Source organism: Halioxenophilus sp. WMMB6 (genome assembly GCF_033283405.1).
In the GTDB taxonomy this organism is placed as follows: Bacteria; Pseudomonadota; Gammaproteobacteria; order Pseudomonadales; family Cellvibrionaceae; genus Halioxenophilus.
Genome location: NZ_JAWMQR010000006.1, coordinates 277437 through 301051, shown reverse-complemented (window position 1 = coordinate 301051; position 23615 = coordinate 277437). Strand labels below are relative to the sequence as shown.

31 protein-coding genes and 4 tRNA genes are annotated in these 23615 nt (G+C 56.5%); 16 read left to right on the top strand and 19 right to left on the bottom strand.

The features are described from left to right. Positions 1-457 precede the first annotated feature (457 nt). From SBL51_RS15930 to SBL51_RS15915, 4 genes are all read right to left on the bottom strand, one after another. A tRNA-Gly gene (locus tag SBL51_RS15930) sits at positions 458-533 on the bottom strand. 2 nt (positions 534-535) lie between these two features. After that, positions 536-611 (bottom strand) — tRNA-Glu (locus SBL51_RS15925). Positions 612-826: 215 nt separating this feature from the next. Further along, positions 827-902: transfer RNA gene (locus tag SBL51_RS15920), tRNA-Gly, on the bottom strand. Positions 903-904: 2 nt separating this feature from the next. Beyond that, a tRNA-Glu gene (locus tag SBL51_RS15915) sits at positions 905-980 on the bottom strand. Positions 981-1433: 453 nt separating this feature from the next. Here SBL51_RS15915 and SBL51_RS15910 point away from each other — a divergent pair. Then, the gene (locus SBL51_RS15910) at positions 1434-2210 is read left to right on the top strand and encodes a hypothetical protein (RefSeq protein WP_317932071.1); all 777 of its coding nucleotides are present in this window, start codon (positions 1434-1436) and stop codon (positions 2208-2210) included. Here the strand turns inward: SBL51_RS15910 and SBL51_RS15905 are convergent. Then, positions 2201-2884 (bottom strand): DNA-3-methyladenine glycosylase I, encoded by a 684-nt coding sequence (locus SBL51_RS15905; RefSeq protein WP_317932070.1) that lies wholly within the window; start codon positions 2882-2884, stop codon positions 2201-2203. The genes SBL51_RS15910 and SBL51_RS15905 overlap by 10 nt on opposite strands. Beyond that, positions 2881-3303 (bottom strand): peptide-methionine (R)-S-oxide reductase MsrB, encoded by a 423-nt coding sequence (gene msrB / locus SBL51_RS15900; protein ID WP_317932069.1) that lies wholly within the window; start codon positions 3301-3303, stop codon positions 2881-2883. The genes SBL51_RS15905 and msrB overlap by 4 nt, the downstream gene beginning before the upstream one ends. 201 nt (positions 3304-3504) lie before the next feature. Here msrB and SBL51_RS15895 point away from each other — a divergent pair, with 201 nt between their 5' ends. Continuing rightward, complete coding sequence (locus tag SBL51_RS15895) at positions 3505-4719, top strand: pyridoxal phosphate-dependent aminotransferase (protein WP_317932068.1); 1215 nt, start codon at positions 3505-3507, stop codon at positions 4717-4719. Between the two features lie 37 nt (positions 4720-4756). Next, on the top strand, positions 4757-5173 hold the full coding sequence (locus tag SBL51_RS15890; protein ID WP_317932067.1) for a hypothetical protein: 417 nt from the start codon (positions 4757-4759) through the stop codon (positions 5171-5173). Here SBL51_RS15890 and SBL51_RS15885 read toward each other — a convergent pair. Continuing rightward, positions 5170-6123 (bottom strand): class I SAM-dependent methyltransferase, encoded by a 954-nt coding sequence (locus SBL51_RS15885; protein ID WP_317932066.1) that lies wholly within the window; start codon positions 6121-6123, stop codon positions 5170-5172. The two genes, SBL51_RS15890 and SBL51_RS15885, sit on opposite strands and share 4 nt — an antisense overlap. A gap of 106 nt (positions 6124-6229) precedes the next feature. On the opposite strand from SBL51_RS15885, the gene SBL51_RS15880 reads away from it, so the two are divergent. Continuing rightward, complete coding sequence (locus SBL51_RS15880) at positions 6230-6493, top strand: hypothetical protein (RefSeq protein ID WP_317932064.1); 264 nt, start codon at positions 6230-6232, stop codon at positions 6491-6493. Here SBL51_RS15880 and SBL51_RS15875 read toward each other — a convergent pair. Genes SBL51_RS15875 through SBL51_RS15860 form a run of 4 tightly spaced genes read right to left on the bottom strand, consistent with a single transcriptional unit; the run spans position 6484 to position 9659 of the window. Further along, entirely contained in the window at positions 6484-7596 is a 1113-nt protein-coding gene (locus tag SBL51_RS15875; RefSeq protein WP_317932063.1) for a 4-phosphoerythronate dehydrogenase, read from the bottom strand. The two genes, SBL51_RS15880 and SBL51_RS15875, sit on opposite strands and share 10 nt — an antisense overlap. 11 nt (positions 7597-7607) lie before the next feature. After that, positions 7608-8507: a 5'-3' exonuclease H3TH domain-containing protein gene (locus tag SBL51_RS15870; protein WP_317932062.1), complete on the bottom strand. Its 900-nt coding sequence runs from the start codon at positions 8505-8507 to the stop codon at positions 7608-7610. Then, a complete protein-coding gene (locus SBL51_RS15865) occupies positions 8504-9121 on the bottom strand; it encodes an elongation factor P hydroxylase (protein WP_317932061.1) in 618 nt (205 codons plus the stop codon). The genes SBL51_RS15870 and SBL51_RS15865 overlap by 4 nt, the downstream gene beginning before the upstream one ends. Continuing rightward, positions 9084-9659: a gamma-glutamylcyclotransferase family protein gene (locus tag SBL51_RS15860; RefSeq protein ID WP_317932060.1), complete on the bottom strand. Its 576-nt coding sequence runs from the start codon at positions 9657-9659 to the stop codon at positions 9084-9086. The genes SBL51_RS15865 and SBL51_RS15860 overlap by 38 nt, the downstream gene beginning before the upstream one ends. 81 nt (positions 9660-9740) lie before the next feature. Between SBL51_RS15860 and SBL51_RS15855 the strand changes: the two genes are divergently transcribed. Next, positions 9741-10439 (top strand): hypothetical protein, encoded by a 699-nt coding sequence (locus tag SBL51_RS15855; RefSeq protein WP_317932059.1) that lies wholly within the window; start codon positions 9741-9743, stop codon positions 10437-10439. A 431-nt stretch (positions 10440-10870) separates the two neighbouring features. On the opposite strand, the gene tusA is transcribed toward SBL51_RS15855, so the two are convergent. Further along, on the bottom strand, positions 10871-11110 hold the full coding sequence (gene tusA / locus SBL51_RS15850; protein ID WP_317932058.1) for a sulfurtransferase TusA: 240 nt from the start codon (positions 11108-11110) through the stop codon (positions 10871-10873). Positions 11111-11348: 238 nt separating this feature from the next. On the opposite strand from tusA, the gene SBL51_RS15845 reads away from it, so the two are divergent. Then, positions 11349-11717 (top strand): hypothetical protein, encoded by a 369-nt coding sequence (locus SBL51_RS15845; protein ID WP_317932057.1) that lies wholly within the window; start codon positions 11349-11351, stop codon positions 11715-11717. A 61-nt stretch (positions 11718-11778) separates the two neighbouring features. Here the strand turns inward: SBL51_RS15845 and SBL51_RS15840 are convergent, their stop codons facing one another. Both SBL51_RS15840 and SBL51_RS15835 read right to left on the bottom strand, forming a co-directional pair. Further along, the gene (locus SBL51_RS15840) at positions 11779-12432 is read right to left on the bottom strand and encodes an alpha/beta family hydrolase (protein ID WP_317932056.1); all 654 of its coding nucleotides are present in this window, start codon (positions 12430-12432) and stop codon (positions 11779-11781) included. A 50-nt stretch (positions 12433-12482) separates the two neighbouring features. Further along, complete coding sequence (locus SBL51_RS15835; RefSeq protein WP_317932055.1) at positions 12483-12704, bottom strand: YheU family protein; 222 nt, start codon at positions 12702-12704, stop codon at positions 12483-12485. A gap of 53 nt (positions 12705-12757) precedes the next feature. Between SBL51_RS15835 and SBL51_RS15830 the strand changes: the two genes are divergently transcribed. The 6 genes from SBL51_RS15830 to SBL51_RS15805 all read left to right on the top strand — a co-directional run bounded on the left by SBL51_RS15830 (position 12758) and on the right by SBL51_RS15805 (position 17791). Then, the gene (locus tag SBL51_RS15830) at positions 12758-13288 is read left to right on the top strand and encodes a glycine cleavage system protein R (protein ID WP_317932054.1); all 531 of its coding nucleotides are present in this window, start codon (positions 12758-12760) and stop codon (positions 13286-13288) included. A gap of 79 nt (positions 13289-13367) precedes the next feature. Further along, complete coding sequence (gene trmL, locus SBL51_RS15825; RefSeq protein WP_317932053.1) at positions 13368-13832, top strand: tRNA (uridine(34)/cytosine(34)/5-carboxymethylaminomethyluridine(34)-2'-O)-methyltransferase TrmL; 465 nt, start codon at positions 13368-13370, stop codon at positions 13830-13832. A gap of 20 nt (positions 13833-13852) precedes the next feature. Further along, the gene (gene fldB / locus SBL51_RS15820; RefSeq protein WP_317932052.1) at positions 13853-14368 is read left to right on the top strand and encodes a flavodoxin FldB; all 516 of its coding nucleotides are present in this window, start codon (positions 13853-13855) and stop codon (positions 14366-14368) included. Next, positions 14365-16410, top strand: a complete 2046-nt coding sequence (gene mnmC, locus SBL51_RS15815) for a bifunctional tRNA (5-methylaminomethyl-2-thiouridine)(34)-methyltransferase MnmD/FAD-dependent 5-carboxymethylaminomethyl-2-thiouridine(34) oxidoreductase MnmC (protein ID WP_317932051.1) — start codon at positions 14365-14367, stop codon at positions 16408-16410. Before fldB ends, mnmC begins: the two co-directional genes overlap by 4 nt. A 68-nt stretch (positions 16411-16478) precedes the next feature. Next, positions 16479-16808 carry a late competence development ComFB family protein gene (locus tag SBL51_RS15810; RefSeq protein ID WP_317932050.1) on the top strand — a complete coding sequence of 110 codons (330 nt, stop codon included), beginning with the start codon at positions 16479-16481 and terminating at the stop codon, positions 16806-16808. Positions 16809-17014: 206 nt separating this feature from the next. Beyond that, entirely contained in the window at positions 17015-17791 is a 777-nt protein-coding gene (locus SBL51_RS15805; RefSeq protein ID WP_317932049.1) for a glutaminyl-peptide cyclotransferase, read from the top strand. Here the strand turns inward: SBL51_RS15805 and SBL51_RS15800 are convergent. Further along, positions 17766-18791 (bottom strand): DUF484 family protein, encoded by a 1026-nt coding sequence (locus SBL51_RS15800; protein ID WP_317932079.1) that lies wholly within the window; start codon positions 18789-18791, stop codon positions 17766-17768. The genes SBL51_RS15805 and SBL51_RS15800 overlap by 26 nt on opposite strands. Before the next feature lie 137 nt (positions 18792-18928). Here SBL51_RS15800 and SBL51_RS15795 point away from each other — a divergent pair, with 137 nt between their 5' ends. Genes SBL51_RS15795 through SBL51_RS15785 form a run of 3 tightly spaced genes read left to right on the top strand, consistent with a single transcriptional unit; the run spans position 18929 to position 20433 of the window. Next, on the top strand, positions 18929-19096 hold the full coding sequence (locus tag SBL51_RS15795; RefSeq protein WP_317932048.1) for a hypothetical protein: 168 nt from the start codon (positions 18929-18931) through the stop codon (positions 19094-19096). 30 nt (positions 19097-19126) lie between these two features. Continuing rightward, on the top strand, positions 19127-19852 hold the full coding sequence (cobB, locus tag SBL51_RS15790) for a Sir2 family NAD+-dependent deacetylase (protein ID WP_317932047.1): 726 nt from the start codon (positions 19127-19129) through the stop codon (positions 19850-19852). Beyond that, on the top strand, positions 19849-20433 hold the full coding sequence (locus tag SBL51_RS15785) for a DUF4202 domain-containing protein (RefSeq protein ID WP_317932046.1): 585 nt from the start codon (positions 19849-19851) through the stop codon (positions 20431-20433). The genes cobB and SBL51_RS15785 overlap by 4 nt, the downstream gene beginning before the upstream one ends. Positions 20434-20520: 87 nt before the next feature. Here the strand turns inward: SBL51_RS15785 and SBL51_RS15780 are convergent, their stop codons facing one another. The 3 genes from SBL51_RS15780 to SBL51_RS15770 form a co-directional block, all read right to left on the bottom strand. Then, positions 20521-20841, bottom strand: coding sequence for a hypothetical protein (locus SBL51_RS15780; protein WP_317932045.1), 321 nt, complete (start codon positions 20839-20841; stop codon positions 20521-20523). A 255-nt stretch (positions 20842-21096) separates the two neighbouring features. Continuing rightward, complete coding sequence (locus SBL51_RS15775) at positions 21097-22044, bottom strand: rhodanese-related sulfurtransferase (RefSeq protein ID WP_411860491.1); 948 nt, start codon at positions 22042-22044, stop codon at positions 21097-21099. A 160-nt stretch (positions 22045-22204) separates the two neighbouring features. Next, positions 22205-22510 carry a BolA family protein gene (locus SBL51_RS15770; RefSeq protein WP_317932044.1) on the bottom strand — a complete coding sequence of 102 codons (306 nt, stop codon included), beginning with the start codon at positions 22508-22510 and terminating at the stop codon, positions 22205-22207. 306 nt (positions 22511-22816) lie between these two features. Between SBL51_RS15770 and SBL51_RS15765 the strand changes: the two genes are divergently transcribed. Further along, positions 22817-23038, top strand: coding sequence for a hypothetical protein (locus SBL51_RS15765; RefSeq protein ID WP_317932043.1), 222 nt, complete (start codon positions 22817-22819; stop codon positions 23036-23038). Positions 23039-23166: 128 nt separating this feature from the next. Here SBL51_RS15765 and SBL51_RS15760 read toward each other — a convergent pair whose 3' ends face one another. Continuing rightward, entirely contained in the window at positions 23167-23586 is a 420-nt protein-coding gene (locus SBL51_RS15760; protein WP_317932042.1) for a group II truncated hemoglobin, read from the bottom strand. Between the last annotated feature and the right edge of the window lie 29 nt (positions 23587-23615).

Genomic DNA, 23615 nt, shown 5'->3' with positions numbered 1-23615 from the left:
GCCAGGGAGGGCGCGAATGCAACGAGACGGTCGACGTTTTCCGCTGTCCGAGCTGGCAAGACCGCCAAACAGCGCGCCGAAAGTTCAAAAAGTGGAGTTTTACAATAAGAAATTGGAGCGGGACTGACGGGCAGGAAGCCCGTAAGCACGGCACAGCCGCCTGCAGGGTGAGCGCCAGGGAGGGCGCGAATGCAACGAGACGGTCGACGTTTTCCGCTGTCCGAGCTGGCAAGACCGCCAAACAGCGCGCCGAAAGTTCAAAAAGTGGAGTTTTACAATAAGAAATTGGAGCGGGACTGAAGGGCAGGAGGCCCGTAAGCACGGCGCAGCCGCCCGCAGGGTGAGCGCCAAGGAGGGCGCGAATGCAACGAGACGGTCGACGTTTTCCGCGGGCCGAGCAACCACGCTTGTTTATACGAAGAAAAAAAATAACGCTGGTGGAAACTTACAAAATAATTGGAGCGGGAAACGAGACTCGAACTCGCGACCCCAACCTTGGCAAGGTTGTGCTCTACCAACTGAGCTATTCCCGCAATGGCGTCCCCTAGGGGAGTCGAACCCCTGTTACCGCCGTGAAAGGGCGGTGTCCTAGGCCTCTAGACGAAGGGGACAGACTGAATGGCAAACCAATTGCCACGAAGTGACCAGGTTAGACACCATACCCTACTTGGACAACAAAACACCGACGCACGGGTACAAGTACCGGCGTTGTGAGTTGATCTAATAGGGATTTTTCAAAGTTACCGCAGTTTGGCCGCCAGGGTGGCGAAACCTCTCCAGGAACTTTCCTATTTCGAATGCCACAGCCAATCATGAATTGGCGTATTGGAGCGGGAAACGAGACTCGAACTCGCGACCCCAACCTTGGCAAGGTTGTGCTCTACCAACTGAGCTATTCCCGCAGTGGCGTCCCCTAGGGGAGTCGAACCCCTGTTACCGCCGTGAAAGGGCGGTGTCCTAGGCCTCTAGACGAAGGGGACTTAGGACTTTGACCTCGTGGAAGCTGCTTTCACAGACCCCCTAAATCAGAAGTGGGGCGAATTCTATTTAGCCGGTCGGCACCTGTCAACACCTTCAAACTTTTTTATTTTCCAATGACTTAGCAAGCACAATTTTCGGCCACTGCCAAGCCACTCGGCCACTTCTGGCAAAGTCACTGACTAACCCAACCGCTAGTCAGCCACGTAAGTTACCCATCACAGTTTCACCAAGGCCCCAAGCAAGCTGAACGGGAGGGTCTATACTGAAGTGAAACCCTTGATACGGTTAACCGCTCACTGCCATTAGACCAAAACGGAGCGACAAGCAGGGCCCTGCTCAACCGTTAGCCCTCGGTTACCGACCAAATCGGTAGCTTTGCCCTGCTTACTTGTATCAGCTTTTCATAAAGCAACCTTATCAAGGCGCAACCAGTAACGGGGAACCAAGATTTTATGACCTCTGTATACATCGCAGTAGGCATTGTTGTAGTGCTCATCTTGATGGTGTGCTACGCCTTCATGATTCAGACAGTCACCAAAAAGCGGGAGCAACAGCAGCGCCTCACCAGCGCCCTGGAGACTCGGGTCAAGAATTTCCGTTACCTGTTAAGTGGCTTCCCCGAAGGCTTCCTGCCGCGGGATCTGCACTTGTTGGTCTATCGGCACTTGGTCGACTCCGCCCAACAACTTACTTCGCTCTGCCCCAAGCAGCCGAAGTACGTGCAGGAGTTGGAGCTGTTCAGCCGGGAGATGTCCGACCTGCAACGCAAACCGCCCACCAACCGCCGGGTACGACTTGACTCAACCAAACAGAACAAGGAGGTAAAACACTACCTCTCAGAGTTGAATAAGTTTGTCCACCGGCTGCACCAGCGGGGCAAACTCGACAAGGCGGAGTTCGAAGCTTATAGCGCTGAAATCCGCCAATTGGTGCTGCACATTGCCGTCGACAGCTACAATGCCCACGCCGGTGCTGCGGAAACCGCCGACAAGCCACGCATGGCCCTGCACTACTACACTCTGGCTCGCAACCTGCTTAGCAAAGAGAAGTTAAGCCAGAACTACAAACGCCAGATCAACGACTTGAACCGGCAGATCATTCGCCTGGAGGCCATTGTCGGCACCACCGCAGAGGCCATGCAGACCAATGAGGCTGAAGGCGTCAAAGACAAAGCCTGGGATGGATTCGAGAGCGACGATAGCTGGAAGAAAAAGGCGCTTTACGACTGAATATCCGCCGTTAGCGAGAGAATTCGGCTGATCTGACAGTAAGGTAAGCCACTCTCTTCATGCCACTGATTGAACACCGACTGCACCGCCTCCAGGTCCCGCTTGGCGGTGGGCATTTTCGCCACCACCCCCAGCACCGATAATCTGGCCAGGACATCATCGGTTAACAGGAAGGTATCCTTGGCTACCAGGCGTAAAAAACGAGCCCCGGACATCCCCCCCAACTGATTGCCGTTGCGCTTCAGCCACTGCCACAAACCCACCACATCGGCAGTTGGCCACTGCCCCAGAAAGCGGCCAAAACCACCACACTCGCGGCTGGTAGTCAGTACCAACGCCGCGTTTAACCGGATTGATTTCATCTTGCCCAGATGGCGAATCAGCGCCTTGTTGGCCATGTGACGATCGAGGTCGTCGTCACTCATCATGGTCAACGAGGAAGGGTCGAAGCCGGCAAAGGCCTGTTCAAATTCGGGCCAGCGGGCATCCACCAAACTGTGTTTTAGGCCTGCCTGAAAGATCCGGCGGCTCATGGCCGACAGGAAATAGCTATCGGGCAGTGCGGCCAGCTCATCCGCTGAGCGGCAGTTGGGCAATTGACTGAAGACCGCCTCTCGGCTGCCTTTAAAGCCCGTCGCAGTGGCGATAATCGACTCAAACGTGGGTAGTTTCACTCGGCCTCACTGTTCGGCTGCAGACTTAAGGAGGCGGAGTTGACGCAGTAGCGCAGGCCGGTGGGTGGCGGGCCATCGGGAAATACATGTCCGAGATGGCTACCGCACTGCTGGCAGCGAATTTCGGTGCGCACCATGCCGTAGGTGCGATCGACCAGCTCTTCGATTTTGTCCCCCTCTACCGGCTGGTAGAAACTTGGCCAACCGCTGCCGGAATCGAACTTGGTGGTGGAGTCGAACAGTGGTGTGGAGCAACACTTACAGAGGTAGACGCCCGGGGTTTTGGTATTCCAATACTCACCGGTGAAAGCGGGCTCGGTGCCACACTGGCGACAGATTCGGTACTCCTCTTCGCTCAGGTTCTCCCGCCACTGTTGTTCCTGTTTTTCATCGTCGTTTTTTGGGGTGTTGTCTGCCATAATCGCGCCCTTTTTCGTTGTATGGAACAGTGAATTGCCAGTTCGCAGAGGTGCTCGGCAACCAGGCCCCCAATATTTTGCGTGAACTTTCCGGCAATATCCTAGTATCAATAAATGTATTCTGGCTGCAAATCTATTCTGGCTGCCGGTGCACAAACTGCGCCAGCAGAATAGCGCCATCCCCTACCCGGCTAACATTCTATGTTCGAAATCGATAAATCTCAGAAATTACACGGCGTTTGTTACGATATTCGCGGCCCGGTTCTCGACCACGCCCTGCGCCTGGAAGAGGAAGGCCATCGCATTCTGAAGTTGAACATTGGTAATCCCGCCCCCTTCGGCTTTGATGCCCCGGACGAGCTGATTCACGACGTTATTACCAATCTGCGCGAAGCCCAGGGCTATACCCACTCCAAAGGGCTGTTTGCCGCGCGCAAGGCGATTATGCACGAGTGTCAGAACCTCAAAATTCCCGGGGTAGACACCAACGACATCATTCTGGGTAACGGTGTCAGTGAATTGATCATGATGGCCATGCAGGCATTGCTCAACAATGGCGATGAGATTTTAATCCCCGCCCCCGACTACCCCATCTGGACCGCCGCCACCAGCCTGGCCGGTGGCAAACCGGTCTATTACCGCTGTGACGAGCAGGCCGACTGGTACCCCGATATCGACAATATCCGCAGTAAAATCACACCGCGTACCCGCGGCATTGTCGTAATCAACCCCAACAATCCAACCGGGGCCGTCTACAGTGAAGCACTGTTAAAAGAGATTGTTGAGCTCGCCCGGCAGCACAACCTGATCATCTTCTCCGATGAGATCTACAGCAAGATACTCTACGACGATGCCGAGTTTATCCCTATGGGGCGACTGGCGGAGGATGTCTTGTGCATCAGTTTTAATGGGCTCTCCAAGGCTTACCGCCTGGCCGGCTTCCGCTCGGGCTGGCTGGTTATCAGCGGTGCCAAACAGAAGGCCCGCGGCTACATCGAAGGTTTGGAGATGCTCTCCTCCATGCGCCTGTGCGCCAATGTGCCGGCTATGCTTGCGGTGCAAACCGCCCTCGGTGGCTACCAAAGCATCAACGACCTGGTCATTGACGGCGGGCGCCTCTTCGAGCAGCGCAATGTGGCAGTGGAGAAGATCAACCAGATACCGGGTCTCTCTGTGGTTAAGCCTAAAGGTGCCATCTACTGCTTCCCCAAACTCAATTTGGATAGGCACAAGATTGAGAACGACCGCCAGATGGTGCTCGATTTTCTGCTGCAGGAGAAGATTCTGTTGGTGGAAGGCAGCGCGTTTAACTGGCCAGAGCCGGACCATTTTCGCGTGGTTACACTGCCGCGGGTGGACGAATTAAGTTACGCTCTCGACCGTTTGGCCGTATTTTTAGAGCGCTATCAGAAATAACCTCTCCCTCGGGGGACTTTTTTTATAAGCTTTGCCCATGGCTGATATTCACATAGCAGACTTTCACCGAGATTGCGCCAGCATACTGGCGCTGCTCTATCGCAGCTTTCCACGCAAAATTCAGTTGTTCGTGGACGATATTGCCGGCCCGGCGGAACCGGATGAGTTCGGCCTGCCAAGCCCGCGCCACAACGCCTGCTTTTCAACCATGCTGTGGCTGGCCGATGCCCAATACCTAAGCTACCACAGCCCCATTCGCCAGGAGGCACTGGATCAGGTCACCCTCACTCATATGAGTTTTATCCTGCTCTCCTCGCCGGCCCAAATCCCCCAGTTGGATAACGGGGGTCATACCCACATCGACAACATTCGCCAGGCACTTAAGTCCGGCGCCAGCAGCCAGTTGCAATCAGCCATTCTGCATCTATTTGAACAGTCCATGCGCTATCGCTAGCCAGTCGTTGGCGCCTGGCGATAGTGGTAGTGAAAGAGCTTAAGGGCTCGCTCCGGTTCAGCATCGGGGAAATCCGGGTGGCCCGGTAGACGGCCAATCAACTCGGCCTGGGGTAGGTCTTCCGCAAATAATCCCGGAATGAAATCCGCCATCAACTCCGGCGCATTCAAGCAAGAGAGAATCTCGGCCTGTTCTGCCGCCAGTTCAGGGATACGCCGAATCAGCTTGGCGTAATCTTTGGCCGCCACAAAGCTGCCCCGCTGAAAGGAGGGCGGGTCGAAAATAATAATGTCGTAGGGCCCTTTGCGCCGGATTCGCCCCCAGGACTTCAAGATATTCTCTTTCAGGTAGGCCGCCCGGCCATCATCCAGGCCATTCAGGCTGTGGTTACTACGACCACGGTTTAACGCCGCACTGCTCATATCGACATTCACTACCGAGCTGGCGCCGGCACTCAGCGCCACCACCGAAAAGGCACAGGTGAAGGCAAACAGGTTGAGTACCCGTTTGCCCGCCGCCTGGCGCTCCAGCCACCGCCGCCCGGGCTCCATATCCAGAAAAAAGCCGAGGTTCTGCTGTTGGCCAAACTGCAGGTCAAAACGCAGACCAGCGCGCGAAGCATAATAAGGCGGCGACAACTCCCCAAACAGGCACTCGCTGGGCGCCTCCGGCAGGTGGCGCCGCTGCAATAGCACCACGGCGACCGATTGCGGCAGCTCTTGTACCAGCGCTTGCTGGAAAGCCTGCCAATCGATCGCCACAGGGGCGAACTGGGTGATAAACAGCACCGGCGCAAACCAGTCGACGGTAATGGCCTCCAACCCCGGTAGGGTTCGCCCGCGCCCATGCAGCAGACGGCGGGACTCTTCACCCAACTGCGGCCAGTGGTTGGCGAGGTGTTTCAGCAACAGTTTATGACCATCGTCACAGCCAGTTTCAGCTCGTGGCATGGCACCAATATCATCCATCATCTATGCTTAAAAGTGTCTTCAAAAAATATAGGTTGGCCCGTATCGAGCCAGCTAATCGCCCAGTAGAGTAATCGGGAGGAGACTCATGTCTACCAAATTAAGCAACCCATTAATTGCCGAAGTGGGCGCCCTACCACTGGCGTGGGATGAGCGCGCACAGTGCCCGGTTTGGGGCTACTTCAACCAATCGGGCCACCCTGCCCAGGCCATCACCAGCGAATTGATCAACCAAAGCCTAGAGGCTATGGAGACCGGCTGGCACTACCCTGAATTTGCACAGCCGCCGGTTGACGAAACCGCACCCACTACCCCAAAAAGCACGCACAGCGCTAAAGCTAATCACTCCTGAAAACCGAGCTCAAGCAGTGCTTGGCGGAGATCACCGCTGACCTGTTCCGGCAGGTGATAACAAGGGTACTCGCGCCGAACGGGGTACTCCTTGCGCAGGCGATCGAACTGCAGGGCAGGCTCTGTGCTGTCTTGCAACGCCTCGCGCATGGCCCGGTCGTCGGCTCGCAGATCCACACACTGGCGCAGGTAGGCCTGCAGATCTTCGGGAAAGCGATTACCGGACCAGTTCAGGGCAAGCTGACACTCGCCAATCACCGCTGCCAGGTTTAAATCGGCAGCGACACCCAGATGCCGGCAGAGTGCCTGATAGATCATCTCCGTGCCGCGCACCTTGCCATCGTAGCTGTACCCGGCAATGTGCGGCGTCGCCAAATGGACCCGACGCAGCAGTGGCAGAGAGACCTCGGGCTCCCCCTCCCAGACATCCAATACCGCCCGGAACTGCGGGTGGCCATGCAGGTGGTTCAACAGCGCCTGGTTGTCGATCACGGCACCACGACCGGCATTGATCAACACCCCCTTGTCGGGCATCAGGGCCAGCTGCTCAGCACCGATCATGTGCCAGGTTGGCCACTCCCCAAGACGGGTTAACGGGGTATGCAGGCAGATAATATCGGCGGCCAGCGCCGCCTCCAGACTGACCAAGTCCGGGCACTGCTCAGGAGTCAACGCTGGGTCGACCACCCAACAGGGCAGTGACAGCTGCTGTAGGCGCCGGTAGAGAGCACCGCCGACATTGCCACAACCGATAACGGTAAACTGCTTGCCCCGCCAATCCACCGCCAGTGCCGCCAACGCGGCAAATACATACTCCACCACCGAGTTGGCGTTACAACCCGGGGCCGAGGACCAGGCAATACTATTGTCATCGAGAAAAGCGGTATCGAGATGATCAACGCCAATGGTGCAGGTGCCGACAAAACCGACCCGGCTACCGGCCAGCAGCGACTCATTCACCTGAGTCACCGAGCGCACAATCAAGGCATCGGCATCGCTCACCGCCGCCGCATCTATCGCCCGGCCAGGCAAAGGGCAGAGCTCACCCATGGAGCCGAAAAACGGTTGCGCCAGGGGAATATTCTCATCAATGACTATTTTCATGGCGGTTACCCCTACCCCAGCAGCCGCTCTAGGCGGGTCATCAGCCTGGGAAAACCCATGGCCTCACAAAATTTGCGCAGCTCCGGCAGATCGGCGCTCTGCCGTTGCAGTGGATCCACCCCCTCATCGAAGGGGATGTCCGTAACAATCGTGGCCAACATTTTGGCCAGCGCGATCTGTTCCAGGTGTTGCTCCAGTTTGGTTGCCAGACTTTTCGCGCCGCGCACAGGGAGATTGACCAGCGCCGGCAGATTGGCAAACAGCGCCTCGATGGAGGCGTAGTGCTGCAGCATCACGGCGGCGGTTTTGGCTCCCACGCCGGGCACACCGGGAATGTTGTCGATTTTATCACCCACCAGGGCCAGGTAATCGACCAACTGCTCAGGCCGGACACCAAACTTGCTGACGATCTGCTCGGCAAAGAGCTGCTCCTGATCGGCAAAATTCCAGAGGTAGTCCTGCTCCCGCGCCAACAACTGGCCCAGGTCTTTATCCCGGGTCACCACGGCCACCCGCTGCTCCGCCAGTTCACAATGCGCCCGCTGCATAAGCGCACCGATCAGATCATCGGCCTCATACACCGGGCTGGCGTGGCTTGGAATGCCCAGCAGCTGCGACAACTCCCGACAGGCGCGCAATTGGAATGCGAGCGCTTCATCGGGTAGCTCGCGATTGGCTTTATAGGCGGGGTAGAGTTGGTTGCGAAAACAGTGAGTGAGGCTCTCGTCGTAGCAACAGGCCAGATGACTGGCCCCGGTCTGCTCAATTAAGTTCAACAGAAACTGGCCATAACCATAAACGGCACCGGTGCCAAAACCCTCATCGCTTTGCCAGTGGTCGGGCATAGAGAAGTAAGCCCGGAAGATATAGATACTGGCATCCACCAAAAGGACATCGTCAGCAGGGCTCACAGATTCGTCCAGGTATAGTCGGCCGAGCAGTAGTCACCGCCAAATTCAGTGGCCAGGCAATCGAGAAAACGCTGAGCCCGTGCGGGCAGCCCCTGGGCTAAGTAATTTTGCACCTGCTCACTGATCGCCTGTTTGAAATCATCACTGGCAGCGAAGCCCGATTGCAGGTTATCGGCACTCACCCGGAACCGGAATTGGCAGGCTCTACTGAACAACCACTCCATGGCCTGGGGTTTCACCTCTACCTGCTCAAACAACCGTTGCTGCTGCTCATTGCGGCCATCGGGCGCATACCAGTAACCATAATCCAGCCGTTGGCGCCGCTCGGGCCCGGCCACACACCAGTGAGCCACTTCGTGCAGAGCGCTGGCAAAATAGTCCTGAGTAAAAAAGATCGTATGAGGCGCTCCGGGATTCTTGCCCGGTTGGTAGAGGGGTTCGCTCGCCTCGCCTTGCAAAAGGGTGTTTTCACTTTCGGCAAAACATTGGTTAAACAGCCGCTGCAGCAGCAGCGCGTCGTGGCTGGGTACTCGGTTCATCAATTGGGCACTGGGTTCGTTATCGGAGGCGGGCGCATTATAAATGGAGGGGCCGATCTTGTGGATCGTGTTCAATGCAATCGAACGCCAATAAAAACTGCAGGTAGGCATCGGACAAAAACCCAGCACCCGCCAACAGGTGTTTCATATACCACCGCTCCGGCTTTAACCCCTCGGCCAAAACCGCCCGATTGCCGATATAGACCCACGCCCGGTGGGACACCCCATCGGCAACCAGGGGAAGTATCTCGCGGCTGTAGTTGACGGGTGTCTGCTCGAAACGGTCGAGTTTACGGAAATCATCGTCTGCACCAAACCGGTAAAGCACGCCCTCAACACGGCCACCCGGTTCATAGCAGACGTTGGCATGGCCGCAACCCGGTGTTGCTGAGCGCTTATTAAAACGCAGCGCCACATCGGGCAGATAAGCACTTTGGGCCTCCAAAACAGTGACTCCGCGGGCCACTAGGCGCTCCGGATTCATATTGGAACCATAAGCAAAATAGTAAAGTGACAAAGGGCTAAATTTCCGAATTGGTGAACAATGAAAAGGCAGGCATGAACTTTGCGCGGCTTTTTTACATCTAATTGTTGTGCTTTGTGGAAACACCATATACCTTATGTAGTGGTGGTGCCAAATTTCCATCCCCAACCGGGTAACGTCTGTAACCGGGCTACCGCATGGAGGTACATTATGAAGACCTCGAAAAATGGCCGCAACTTGGACAACGTGGTCGATATCTTTAGCGGGAAAACACTCTCGCAGCTGCACGACGACCGTTTTATCCGGCTCTCCCCTGAGTTGGATGGTCTTGAAATCCTCTACTCTAACGACACGAGCGGTGATGTACTCTACAGCCTGCAGATTTTGGCTTGGGGTCTACGCGCCAATGGTGAAGTGGTCGCTTTGGTCCCCTGGCTGAACGATATCGTTCCCTGTACTGAAATTTGCGATCCATTGAATGGAACCTGGGAGGGATATTACGACCCTGGAATCGATGAAGTCTTTTATGATGCTCCAATCCACAAGGTGGTGGAACTGGAAACCGCAGCCGAGTACTACGAGCTACAGTGCGAAGAGCCGGATACGGTCATCCAAGAGATCCCCGATACGATTGGTACCCACGCCGTGTTGTCAGACAATGGTTTTCAAAGCCTGACCCTGACACAAGTAATCAGTTGGCAGCTGCTACAGGATGGCACCATTTTAGCGATGCTGGCTGATGAAGATAAGGTTGTTAGCACGCCCATTTTACCCGGTGACGACTGCCTCTATCCGGCGCAAAGTAGCGATAGCTTCCGCTATTTTTTCCAACACCAAATCGCCAACAAAATTAAAGCTCAAGACCCGGAGGCCATGGCGGCAATTTCGCTGCTAGTGGAACAAAGTTAATTTCAAGCCGCTGGGCGGTTGCTACTAACCGCCCAGCACCTCCCTCCTCTCCCACAGCCAACAAAACCAATGGTGGCTGCGGCCAACTCTCCCCCACAACATCCCTATTTATTTAATTGAGTAAACCCACGGAACATTTTCAACCCGGCTCATTTTTTCCTACACCAGCCAGATACCTATGCAAATTCTGTCACTGCGCTATTGGCAATTTCACTTTTGCTCTCCTGCACATAGTTATGGCCGTTAAGAAATACAGTAAAAACTTTATACCTACACTGGCGAATATTTTGTCCCTATAAAAATAGTGTTTTTTTAATACCCAGCACCTTTTCCAGAGCACGGAAATTTAGATAGTATTTACCATCATTCCTGCACAATTTTTGATCCGCTAATTTTTTGTAAACTCCTAGCCAAGCACAAAAAATAACCGCTCAAACCTTTTTTAACCAAAAATAAAAGGTGCCGTCCGCTTCCATTTCAAATAACAACTCATGACCAAGGAATTCACAAAAGCGATTGAGATCCCGCTGTGTGGATGGGTCGGTCGAGATCATTTTTATCACCTGGCCCTCTGCCACATCGCGCACCGCGTTGTGTAGCATCATAATGGGTTCGGGGCAGAGTAAGCCGCTGGCATCCAACAGATAATCGTGCTTGGGCTCATTAGTCATAACTAGAGTACTACTCACTAATAAAGTAAAAAAATCATCCTAAATGTGGCCGGCCTACAAACGCTGGCACACAATTTTGGCGCGAAAAGGTAACAGTTTTAATTTTCTTTGGTTCTGGCGAGATTTTCCACCATCCACTGCTAAACTCAAATCAAGGCTATCGCAGGAGGCAATAGTCATGACTGGTCAACCACAACCAGCTCATAAACCACTGATAGGTATTAAGAGAACGATATCGATGATAGCAACCAGATCGGCTTTGGACTTTAACTCTTCCCGAGTAGCGATAAGCCCTATCAACTTCCGAGAAACCTGTGTTCTATTAATGGAGCACGCCCCCAAGCTGGCCTCCCAACTGCAAAGCGAAATCCGCCACCAGCGCCTGAAAGAGGGCCCCATAGCCGAAGATTTCCTGGGCCTACACCTCAACATTGAGACCATTGGACTGGTGATCGTGGAGCTGACCAAAATTGGTGAGCGGGCCCTGTTCCAGCCCAAAAGCGCCGGCAAAGAGAAGGCGATCCTCAAAGAGCTGATCGAGTGCTGGTTGAGCCTGGCGGAGTGGATTCTATCCGACCTGGAAATTACCGATACCCCCATTCATTAGCGAATTTATGGCGTGGGTATGACTCACGCCGACCTCCTGGCCTCGCGCCACCCATCTCCCTTTAAATCAAACCACGACAAAACGCCACCACCCGCTCGGCTGTAGCGGCCAGATGTTGTTCGTGGGTATAGCCGGAGCGCACCCGGGGCTTTAAATCATGATCGCCATCGGCCAGCCAAAAAAGCTCGACACTTTCGGCCAGAGCATACCCGTTAACCTCACTTTCATCCCCTAACGGATCGCGAGTACCTTGGGCTACCAGTGTAGGAGGCGAGATCTGCTGCAACGGTTCCAGCCGTAAATTTTCAGGCTTTTTGGGCGGATGAAATGGATAACCGAAGCAGACCACACCAACCAGTTCTGGTAACTGCTCTCCGGCGGTGCGCGCCACTCGCCCGCCCATGGATTTGCCCCCTACAAACCAGCTGAGCTCCGGATAAGCCGCCTGGGCCGCCAGAAACTCAGCCTGCAAACGGCTGATTAATACTGGCATCTTGTCGGGAGGCCGGCGCTTGCCGGTAATGGCCATCTGCCGACGATAGTCAAAGTCGAAACGAATAATCAGCAGCCCCAACCGTGCCAACAAAGTCGCCATCGACTCCATAAAGCTGTGCTCCTTACCAGCACCGGCACCATGAGCCAATAATAGTCCCCCAAAGGGTTGCTCAGGTAGATTAATGATCCAGTGGTCGGTTTCGAGTCGGGTGGTTGACATAATCGGCGGGGGCGGGCTTTTATCGATTCCGGGCTAAAATTAGAGAGTGTTCAGAGTTCAGAGAGGTGTTCGGTGGGCACCAGGTTAATCGTCTCCAGCGCTTCGTCGTAAACGATGGTGACCGCCCCCTGCTCAATTTGTCTTTTCACCTGCAGACACTTTTCTTCGAAAGAGTAATCCAAGTGTCCGTAGTCGGTGCCCTCCCGGCTCACGAACTCTTCAATTATCCCCTGCAGGGCTTCCTCGCTAAGCTGAGAATGGGGGATAATCATACATCTGCACCCTGAATTACCGCTAAAAAAACACCACTATAAAGAGCGCCGCTATGATCGCACATTTAATCCTTACTGTAATCGCCGATGACCGGCCCGGTGTTGTCGAACAGCTGGCGGAGGTTATCGCCAACCACAACGGCAACTGGCTGGAGAGCCAACTGGCCCACCTGCACGGCAAATTTGCCGGTATTGTTGCCATCGCCATTACCGAACAGAACCTCGCGCCCCTGCAGCAGGCGCTTACCCAGCTCGGCGACAAAGGGTTCAGTGTTGCCACCCAGCTGTCCAGCCCGCAAACCACCAGCCAGTTTGAGGCCACCTTCGAGCTCACCATCGTCGGCCCCGATCGCTCCGGCATCATCAAAGAGGTCTCTGGCGCGCTCGCCCGACGCGGAATCAACCTGCTGGAGCTCTCCAGTGAGTGCTCCAGTATGCCCTGGTCCGGCGAACCCATGTTTACCGCCCGCGGCAAAGCGCAAATGCCCGACAACATCAACCTGGCCGAGCTCGACGAAGCCCTCGATCTGATTGCCGAAGAGCTGGGCCTCGATATCGCCCTGGAAGATCGCCAGGAGGCCTAAAACCACACCCTTTTTAGCCTGCACTTTTGCGGCGGCTCCTTTATAATCGGCCGCCGTTTTTCACCGTTTTCCTGTAGTTATGATCAACATTGTGCTCTACGAGCCTGAAATTCCGCCCAACACCGGCAACATCATCCGCCTGTGCGCCAACAGCGGCTGCAACCTGCAGCTGATTGCACCGCTCGGCTTTGAGCTGGATGACAAGCGGCTGCGGCGGGCGGGGCTCGATTACGGCGAGTGGAAAGATCTGGTGGTACATGATGGTTGGCAGGCTTTTTTAGAGAGCGAAACACCCGAGCGGCTGTTTGCCATCACCACCAAGGGCCAACGCTATTACCACGAGGAGGCCTTTCAGCACTCCGACTACCTGGTGCTCGGCCCCGAATCCCGCGGCCTACCCAATGAGCTGTTGGCCGGGCTCGCCCCTGAGCAGAAACTCAGAATCCCCATGCAGGCCGGCAGCCGCAGTATGAACCTCTCCAACGCGGCGGCGGTTATCGTCTACGAGGCCTGGCGGCAGAACAACTTTGCCGGCGCGGTTTAATCCAGGAGACCCCTCAATCAATGGCCCAAATTGCACTTTTTTACGGCAGCTCCACCTGCTACACCGAGATGGCCGCCGAGAAGATCGTCGCCGCCCTGGGTGAGGAGAACGTCGACCTGTTTAACATCGCCGACGAACCCATAGTCACTGCCAGCTTCTACCCCTATCTCATTATGGGCATCCCCACCTGGGACTACGGCGAACTGCAGGAAGATTGGGAAGAGATCTGGAATGAGATCGATGAGGTCGACTTCGCCGGCAAAACCGTGGCCCTGTTTGGCCTCGGCGACCAGGTGGGCTACCCGGAGTGGTTTCTCGATGCCCTCGGCTATCTGCACGCCAAATTAAAAGCCCTGGGCGCAAACCTGATTGGCGAGTGGCCCGCCGCAGGTTACGAGTTCGAACAGTCGAAGGCACTCACCGAGGATGGCCACCATTTCGTTGGCCTGGCGCTCGATGAAGAGAACGAGTTCGACCTCACCGAGCAGCGTATCCAACAGTGGTGCGAGCAACTCAAGCCGAAGTTGGGTTTGTGAGCGAACCGCCAGTCATCACCACAGCCAAGGTCCACTGGAGTGCCGACGGCCAACCCCTCTCCGACCAGTACGACGACGTCTACTTCTCCCGTCACGATGGTCTGGCGGAGACGCGTTTTGTCTTTCTCGAGCACAACCAACTGGCCGAGCGTTGGCAGAATCTCGAAGCTGGCGAGCAGTTTGTCATTGCCGAAACCGGCTTTGGCAGCGGCTTGAACTTTTTGGCCGCCTGGCAGCTGTGGCAGCAGGTGGCCCACCCCGAAGCCCGCTTGCACTTTATCAGCGTCGAGCGCTTTCCCTTGCTCCCGGCCGACCTGCAGCAGGCGCTGGCGCTCTGGCCACAACTTCAAAACCAGGCCCAGGCACTGCAACAGGCCTACCCACAGGTACTCGCTCCCGGTTTTCACCGGCTCGATTTCGGGCCCGTGCGCCTAACCCTTATTCTCGACGATGCCTCCGCCGGCCTGGCGGCACTGCAGGCCTGCCGCCACCCCGCCTTTCCTCAGGGTTTTGCCCACCACTCGGTGGACGCCTGGTTTCTGGATGGCTTCGCCCCGGCCAAAAACCCGGAGATGTGGCAGCCACCCCTGTTTGAGCGCATAGCACAACTGAGCCACCCAGGCACCACACTCGCCACCTTTACCTGCGCCGGCCCCGTTAAACGCGGGCTGCAACAGGTTGGCTTCACCATCGCCAAGGTGCCCGGCTATGGCCGCAAGCGGGAGATGCTTACCGCCCGCTTTGGCGAAACCCGCGCTAGCACCGAAGCCGGACAGGCGGCTAACCAGCCCCAGCGCAGCCCGCATAAAGCCTGGGCAGTCAACACCAACCCACCCTTGCGCTCTGGCAAGGTGGCCGTGATTGGTGCCGGCCTGGCCGGCTGCCATAGCGCCCGGGCCCTGGCCGAACGCGGCTTGGCGGTAGCCCTGTTTGATCAGTCGGCCGAGGTTGCCCAGGCCGCCTCCGGCAATCCTCAGGGGGTGCTCTACGCCAAACTCGGTGCCCAGGCCAGTAACCAGGCCGACTTCAACCTGCAGGCGCTGCTCTACGCCCTGCGCCACTATCGCCAGCTTGCTGCCACAACAGAGGGGCTGGGCGATCGCTGCGGCGTACTGCAGTTGGCTCAATCCGAACCCGCCGCCCAGCTACAGCAGCAGTTGGTTGCCACTCTGGGCGAACAGAGCCTGGTACGCTGGTTAACCGCCGAGCAGGCCAGCGCGATTGCCGGCACCGAGCTACAGCACCCCGGACTCTACTTTGCCGATGCCGGCTGGCTGCAACCAACGCAAGTGTGCAAGCGCCTGAGTCAGCACCCGAATATTCAGCTGCGCAGCCACTGCCGGGTGCAAACCCTGGCCGCCGATAACAACGGCTGGCAACTGCTTAATGACTCAGGCCAGAGCCTGGGCCAATTCGACTCCGTGGTTATCGCCAACGCCAACGACTGCCGGCAGTTCAGCCAAACCGCCCACCTGCCGGTGAAACCCGTGCGCGGCCAGATCACCCAGGTGGCGGCCACCGCCAACAGCCAAGCCCTGCAAACCGTGATTTGTGGCGAGGGCTATGTGGCGCCGGCTCTGGCTGGGCAGCACTGCCTGGGAGCCACCTTCTGCCCCGGCGATGAAGGCACGGACCTACGCCCGGCGGAGCATCAGCGCAACCTGGCGCAATTGGCGGAGATAGTCCCGGCGCTGGTCAGTGAGTGGCGGCTAAAGGTTGTCGCCGGCCGGGCGGCCCTGCGCTGCACCACCCCCGACTACCTGCCGCTGGTGGGCCCGGTGGCCATGGTCGAGACCATGGATCAACACTTTGCCGCCCTGCGCAAAAATGCCCTCACCCCCATCCACGAGCCCGGCGCCTACCACCCTGGCCTGTTCGTCAATGTTGGCCACGGCTCCCGCGGCCTGGCCTACACCCCCCTGGCGGCACAGCTGTTGGCCGCACACCTGCTGGGGGAGCCCAGCCCGGTTAGCCAGCCACTGGCCCAGGCGTTACACCCAGCCCGTTTTATCATTCGCGACCTCACCCGCAACCGCCGCTAAGCGTGCAAGCCCGGTGTTTACAACTAAACTGTAGAGATAACCAGAATTTAGCCAAACGAGAGTCCCCTATGCTGCTGCAAACTCACCCGCACAACCACCCTGGCACCACACTCGACAGCATCCACAACTTCTACGAAAAGCTGGTCATTGCCGAGGTAGCCAAACAGAGTGAACGCGCCCGCAGCGATGGTGAATTTCTGGCCGATGTCGCCTGCGTGGCACTCAACCATCTGCCGCCGCGTTACATCCGCTACGATGTTGATATGACCTTCTTCCTCTCTCCCCAGGAGCAGCAGGAGATCCAAGACAAGGTGGTCAGTGTCGTCAGCGATGCAGTGAAATACGTTTCGGAGCGGGCTCGACCCGAGCCATTGGCAGTCAGTGATAGCAATGGCTGAGCGCCAGACAACCCACGCCCGCAACCGAGACTCGCCTTTTTAAAAGAATCGCCCTTAAGCCCGAGAGCAGCGCGCAATACCTACGGCTTGCTCGGGCGCACGCGCCTTGGTTACACTGGCCGCCTCCATAACGGCCAGTGACTAACCGCTTGAAACAGCCTCGCCCACATCAACCGCTTAGCCGCAACCGTATCTTGCGATGGCCTATGCTGGTTGTGACGCTGGCTGCCCTGTTGGCCAACCTCTCGCTGGCAGCACCGGCACCCCCCACTCTCGACTACCAGATTCTGGAGCTGCAAGCCCACCCACCTCAGCTCTTTACTCAGGGGCTCCTGGTCGATGGCCCCTGGCTCTATGAGTCGAGTGGCGGCTACGGCAAATCACTGCTGGCGCGCTACAAGGCGGCCGACGGCTCGCTGCTGGCCAGCAAAAAACTGCCGAAAGATCTCTTTGCCGAGGGGTTAACCCTGTTTCAGGATTACTTCTATCTACTCACCTGGCGCAAGGGCGAGATGCGGGTGTTTGATCGCAACTGGAATCCCGTCGGCCAGCACTACTACCTGGGCGAAGGTTGGGGGCTGACCAACGACGGCCAATATCTGATCGTCAGCGATGGCACCGACCGCCTGCACTTCTACCAGCCGGAACCCTTTGAGAAAGTAAAGAGCATTACCGTTACCGGCGGCGACCAGCGCTGGACGGCGATTAATGAGTTGGAATATGTGAATGGAGTGATTTGGGCCAATCGCTGGTTCAGCGACCAGATTATTGCCATCGATCCAACCAGCGGCCAGGTGTTGGCGGTGGTTGATTTCAGCGAGTTGGCGCGAGGCCATCGGACGGGCGCCAACGCCCGTGAGAAGGTGCTCAACGGCCTGGCCTGGAGCGAGCAGCGCCAAGCCATGTGGGTGACCGGCAAACTTTGGGACAGACGCTACCTGGTCACCCTGCCGGCGGTTACTCCGCCACCCTCTTCCCGTTAGTCAACGCGCCTTCAAGCAGTACCACGCCCGCCTCCTGCAACTTCTCCGGGCTGATCACCACCTTCGATTTACGCGACTTCCAGGCATTGGCTCCAATACGGATATCCAGCTCGGACACACCCGCAACCGCCAACAGCGCTTTGTTGATGCGGCCGGCGGCCGCCAGCGCCTGACGGGAGTCAGAATCCGGCATCAACACCGCCAACTGGTTCGGTTTGATCAAGCCACAGATATCCACCTTGCGCACCGAACCACGCACCGCTTGCGCCACCTCTACCAACAGCGCCCCGGCAATCAACTCAGCGCCAGTCAAATCGACGGTGACACAGGCCAGGTAGCAACTATTGCGGGCGGTACGTTCCAGTTCACGCTCCAGGGCGCGGCGAAAATAGCGCTCGCTACCCAGTTGTGATTGTGGGTCAATCTCTTCCTGCAGCTCGCGCGCCTCGCGCTCCAGGCAGTGCTGAATAGAAACACTGGTGACGGCGGCAAAATGGTCGAGCAGATCGGTATTTTTATCGGCCGTAAAGCGGCCTACTTCACTGCTGGCAAAGTGCAAGCTGCCAATTAACCGGTGTTGAAAAATAATCGGCAGGAAGGCGGCACTGCCCACCTTGGGTGCCCCGGGAAAAAGCCGGGTGGCGGTTAACACATCCACCTCCTGCAGCATTACGCGCGGCTCCGAAGGGTAGAGCTTGTGGTAAAAATCGGGGTTTTGACGCAACTGCAAACGGTTGTGGAAGTTGCCTACCTGGCTGTTATCGAGCAGAGCCTCCAGGCTGGCGTCTTCATCCAGCAGCAGTAAACTGGCGCTCGCCAGGCGAAAGTGGCGGCAGGATTCATCCAGCAGCAGGTTAAACAGTGAGTGCAGATTGTTAACATCCAAGAGCATCAGCTCAAAGGTTTGAAAGTGGCTTAGAACCTTCTGGTTCTCATCAATACGGTCGAGCAGTTGTTGAATGATTTCACGGAGACGACGATTTTCATTGGCAATACTCATTTCCACGATAATTGCATCCTATTTGACTGTGTATACGATTATTCCGGCGGTTGGCTGATCGCTCTGCAACTCTTTTGCTGGTTGCTTCTGCGTAAACTTACTGGCCAATCCACCGCCAACGGCTCTGAGTGCCGCTTATGGAAGGGTTATCGGCGGAAATAAAAAGAGTTGAACTGAAATTTTCAGGCGCAGCGCAATTGGCACTGGTCATCACGCGCCAGCCCTTGCTGCAGTGGAATCTGTCTCTTCAGGCGGCCATTGGGGCAAAAATTGACTCTTTCCCAAAGCCCCAGCAATTGTTTTAATTCCGGCAAGGACAACAAGGAGTACTCCCAATGAAGGCCTCATTCCCACCGCAATCGGTGGTTGTGCTTACCGGTGCCGGCATCAGTGCCGAATCGGGCTTAAAGACCTTTCGCGACAACAACGGCCTGTGGGAGGATCACCGCGTGGAAGAGGTGGCCACCCCCGAGGCCTTTGCCGCCAACCCCGCCCTGGTGCAGCGCTTCTACAACCTGCGCCGGGAGCAGCTGGTCACCGGTGCCGAGCCCAACCTCGCCCACCGCAAGCTGGCCGAATTCGAGCGCGACTTTCCCGGGCAATTCACCCTGGTCACCCAAAACGTCGACGACCTGCACGAGCGGGCCGGCAGCCACAACCTGCTGCATATGCACGGCGAACTGTTAAAAGTGCACTGCGCAGTGAGTGGCCAGGTGTTTGAACGGCGCACCCCTCTGGAAAGCGACGAGCTCTGCCCCTGCTGCGCACAGCCCGGCCGGCTGCGGCCACACATCGTCTGGTTTGGCGAAATCCCGCTCTACATGGACGAGATTCAAGCGGCTCTGGAACATTGCGACCTGTTTGTCTCTATTGGCACCTCCGGCAATGTCTACCCAGCAGCCGGCTTCCAGCAGATGGCACGCCAGTACGGCGCCCACACCGTTGAGCTCAATCTGGAGGCCTCGGTCGGCGCCAGTCATTTTCACGAACAGCACTACGGCCCGGCCACCCAGGTGGTGCCGGCTTACTTCCAAAACCTGCTTATGGTGACCCACCAATGACCACTACCCGACTCAGCGCCACTCTGGCGGCCATCGATCAAGTCAACACCCAAGACCCAAACCAGGAACAGGCCAACGGCAAGAGCTGGCCCAAAGAGCTGCTCTACAGCCAGCGGATGAGCGACAGCCTGGCTGCCCACTTTCCCGAGGCACCGGAGCTGCTCACCATCGCCGCCCGCGCCCAGCACATTGGCCGCTGGCAGATTCCTCGCAGCGACTACCCCAAAACCAAGCCCGGCTACAAACAGTGGCGCACAGAACTGGGCAAGATGCACGCAGAGAAAACCGCCGAGTTGATGGCCGCAGAAGGTTATTCGGAGGAGGATCAGGCCCGGGTCAAACAGCTGCTGACCAAGCGCCAATTAAAGAGCGATGAGTTGGTACAAACCCTGGAGGATGTCATCTGCCTGGTTTTCCTGCAGTACTACCTGGACGACTTCGCCAACCAGCACGAACACAGCAAACTGATCGATATTATTCAAAAGACCTGGCACAAGATGTCTGCCGCGGGGCACGCCCACGCCCTCAAACTGCCACTTTCAGAGGCCAGCCTGGCGCTGGTGCAAGAGGCCCTGGCTTAAAGCGCAGCCATAAACACACCCGCAGCCGCGCAAGCATCAGGAACAACAGGAATGAGGAGCAACGCTTGGCGGGTAGCCACTGAAGCGCTAGTCAGTGGAGCTTTTGCGCTTCAGGGTTAACAGGGATTTTTTCGGACGGTTGCTGTTGTTGTAGCTCGGCCGGTTTACCACTTTCGGAGCACTTGGCTTGGTGGGCGCGCCCTGCTTGGCCGCTTTCGCCAGCGCTTCCACACCGTGACGCAACAGACGCACCTGCTCCAGGGAAGATAGATTTTTGGGGAAAGGCCCGGGGTGAACAGCAGATGGGTTGCGAACCGAACCTTCGACAGACAGGGAAAATCCGCAAGCGTGGGTGGCAGACAGGGTTTCCAGGTTCACATCCCAGTCATCAAAATCGATGCCTGACATACTCCATAAACTCTTAAGCAGTGCATTGAGTCGGCAATTCTAAACCTGGTCCCCAACCATAGGAACCCCTTTACACAAATTTACCTAGAGATTTGTGAACTCTTATAACTTTTAAGAATTTGAAAGCCTAAAAAACGCCCATTCAATAGGAACGGTGACACAAAACCACTGAAAGCCGTAGCTATTAAGAGGATTTAGGCACCAAAAGGTCAACAGCAGAAACTGACAACCTTCGGTGCCGCAGGAGACCGGAATTTACCCTTCTTGACGGGAACGACGCAGCTGACGGGCGGGTGGTGGCGCGCCGATGTGGGCCTCATTGCGGCCGGCGGCCAGTTCAATCTGCTTCTGGCGCTCGCCGAAACGGAGCTTCTGTTCATCGGTTAACTGGTCGTAACAGTGCGGGCAGCTGACCCCACGCTGATAGTAAGGCGACTGTTTGTCCTGCTCGGTAATAGGCCGGCGACAACCGTGGCACTGGTCGTACTGGCCCTTCTCCAACTGGTGGTTCACCGCCACCCGGTTGTCGAACACAAAACACTCGCCCTGCCACAGGCTCTCGGCTTCGGGCACCTCTTCCAGGTACTTGAGAATGCCACCGTGCAGATGGTAAACCTCGTCGAAGCCCTGCTCTTTCAGGTAGGCGGTCGATTTTTCGCAGCGGATACCGCCGGTGCAAAACATGGCCACCTTTTTGTGTTTGGCCGGGTCGAGGTTGGCCTTAACGTAGTCGGGAAACTCGCGAAAGGTGGTGGTTTTCGGGTTGATGGCATTTTTGAAGGTGCCAATGCCCACCTCGTAGTCGTTGCGGGTATCAACCAGCAACACCTCCGGGTCGGAGATGAGCGCGTTCCAATCCTGGGGGGCGACGTAGGTACCCACCACCTGGTTGGGATCGATCCCCTCCACCCCCATGGTGACTATCTCCTTCTTCAGTTTTACCTTCATGCGATAAAACGGCAAAGATTCGTGGATCGCCTCCTTGTGGTCGATGGCTTCCAGGCGTGGATCCTGGCGCAGATAAGCCAACAGGGCATCAATCGCTTCGCGACTGCCAGCGACAGTGCCATTGATCCCCTCCTGGGCCAGGAGCAGAGTGCCCTTAATGCCCTGAGCACTACAGAAGTCCAGCAGGGGCTGGCGCAGCGCTTCAAAATCCGGCAGCGCCACAAAGCGGTACATGGCCGCAACAACTACAGACATAAATCACCTTTTTCGCGTGTGTAACAACTTCCCCGCCCTGCCGTAAACAGGGTGCGATGGAAAAAAGGCGTGCATTTTATACTCAACTGGCGGCAGATTTCGAGCCCCCAGGCTCCGCTCTCATCACACTGGCGCCAAACCGGTCTCGCTCAAGCGCTCTCTACCCCAGGCATTTGGGTGACTCGGGTGCAATGCCCTGCTTCTGCCACTCATCGGCGGTGTAGGCGTGAATCGCCAGGGCGTGCACGCCGTTGGCCAGCTCCGCCTGCAGCGGTTGATAAATCATCTGATGGCGCTGGACCAGCCGCTTATCCTGGAACTGATCACTGACCACCACCACCTTAAAGTGGGATTCTGAGCCTGGCGGCACATTGTGCATGTGGCTCTCATTGATTACTGACAACTCCGAGGGGCTGAGCGCCTCGGTCAGTTTGGTGCGGATTGCGGTTGCAATGGGCTGAGTCATAGGTCACCTGAGTCATCTTAAGTTTTGCCATGGTCGAGGAGACGATTGTACCTCTCCACGCTGGTTTGCAGGAGGGTTTGAAAAAATAGTGCCAACCAAGCGGTCTCTAAAACTCTGCACCCCAAAGGACCCAGCCAACGTGTGACCCACTTCACATTCGAATAAGCGATCTACCAATTAATACATTTTGGGTATTTAGGAATCTCTGCTAAGAAAAAAAAGCGCTAGATAACGCCCTGCAGTCAAATTTAAACCATCTATACTCCTTGATAAGTGTTGGTGATTGTGATGTGAAGGAGAAATGAAGTGCCAGCAAGAAGTGGCCTTGAAGCAGACCAAATCGTCTTCGTTAACCGCCGTCGGGGCAAAGACCGCCGCCTTGAAGCCGATCGATGTAAAGACCTCCCCCTGGACCTGTTCCATCGCAAGCGTCGTAAATCGGTCGATCGCCGCGAAGGTGGACGCAGCCTGGCAGAAGATTACGCAGCCTTTGTTGAGCGTCACTCAGCCAAGGATGAACACGCCTGAAGCTTGCCCTAACACCCAGTGGCGGGGCCAACAGCCGTTAGCCTAATAAGCCCGCCAAATAGAAAAAGCCGCGTAGTTACGCGGCTTTTTTGTGTTCCGACCCAGGTGATGGCTGCTGTTATGTGCTGCTAGCCAATGGCAATAATGTTCGGGTCGGTGTTATCGCTGGGGGAAGTCTCGCGGTTTTGTACCGCCGAGGCGATGCGCAACACCGGCTCTTTCAACATCGCTTTTACCTCATCGCTGGCGTTAACCCGCTCCAGCGCCTTCTCAAAACAGGCCACCCACTGATCCCGCTCTTTGGGCCCAATGGCGTAGCCGGCGTGGGGGTCGGTCAGGCAGACGGTGCCGTGCTTAGAGTGGTAGACCGGCGGCCCACCCATCCAACCGGTGAGGTAATCGGTTAGCTTCTGCTTGATCTCATCCAGGTTCTCGCCATGCATATTGCGTATGGTCTGCGCTTCGGGCAGTTCATCCATAACGTCGTAAAAGGCGTTGGCGAGCTCTTTAATACCTTCCTCGCCGAGCAACTGATAGGGTGTTTTCATAATCGTTATCTACCGCTTTGCTTGTTCAT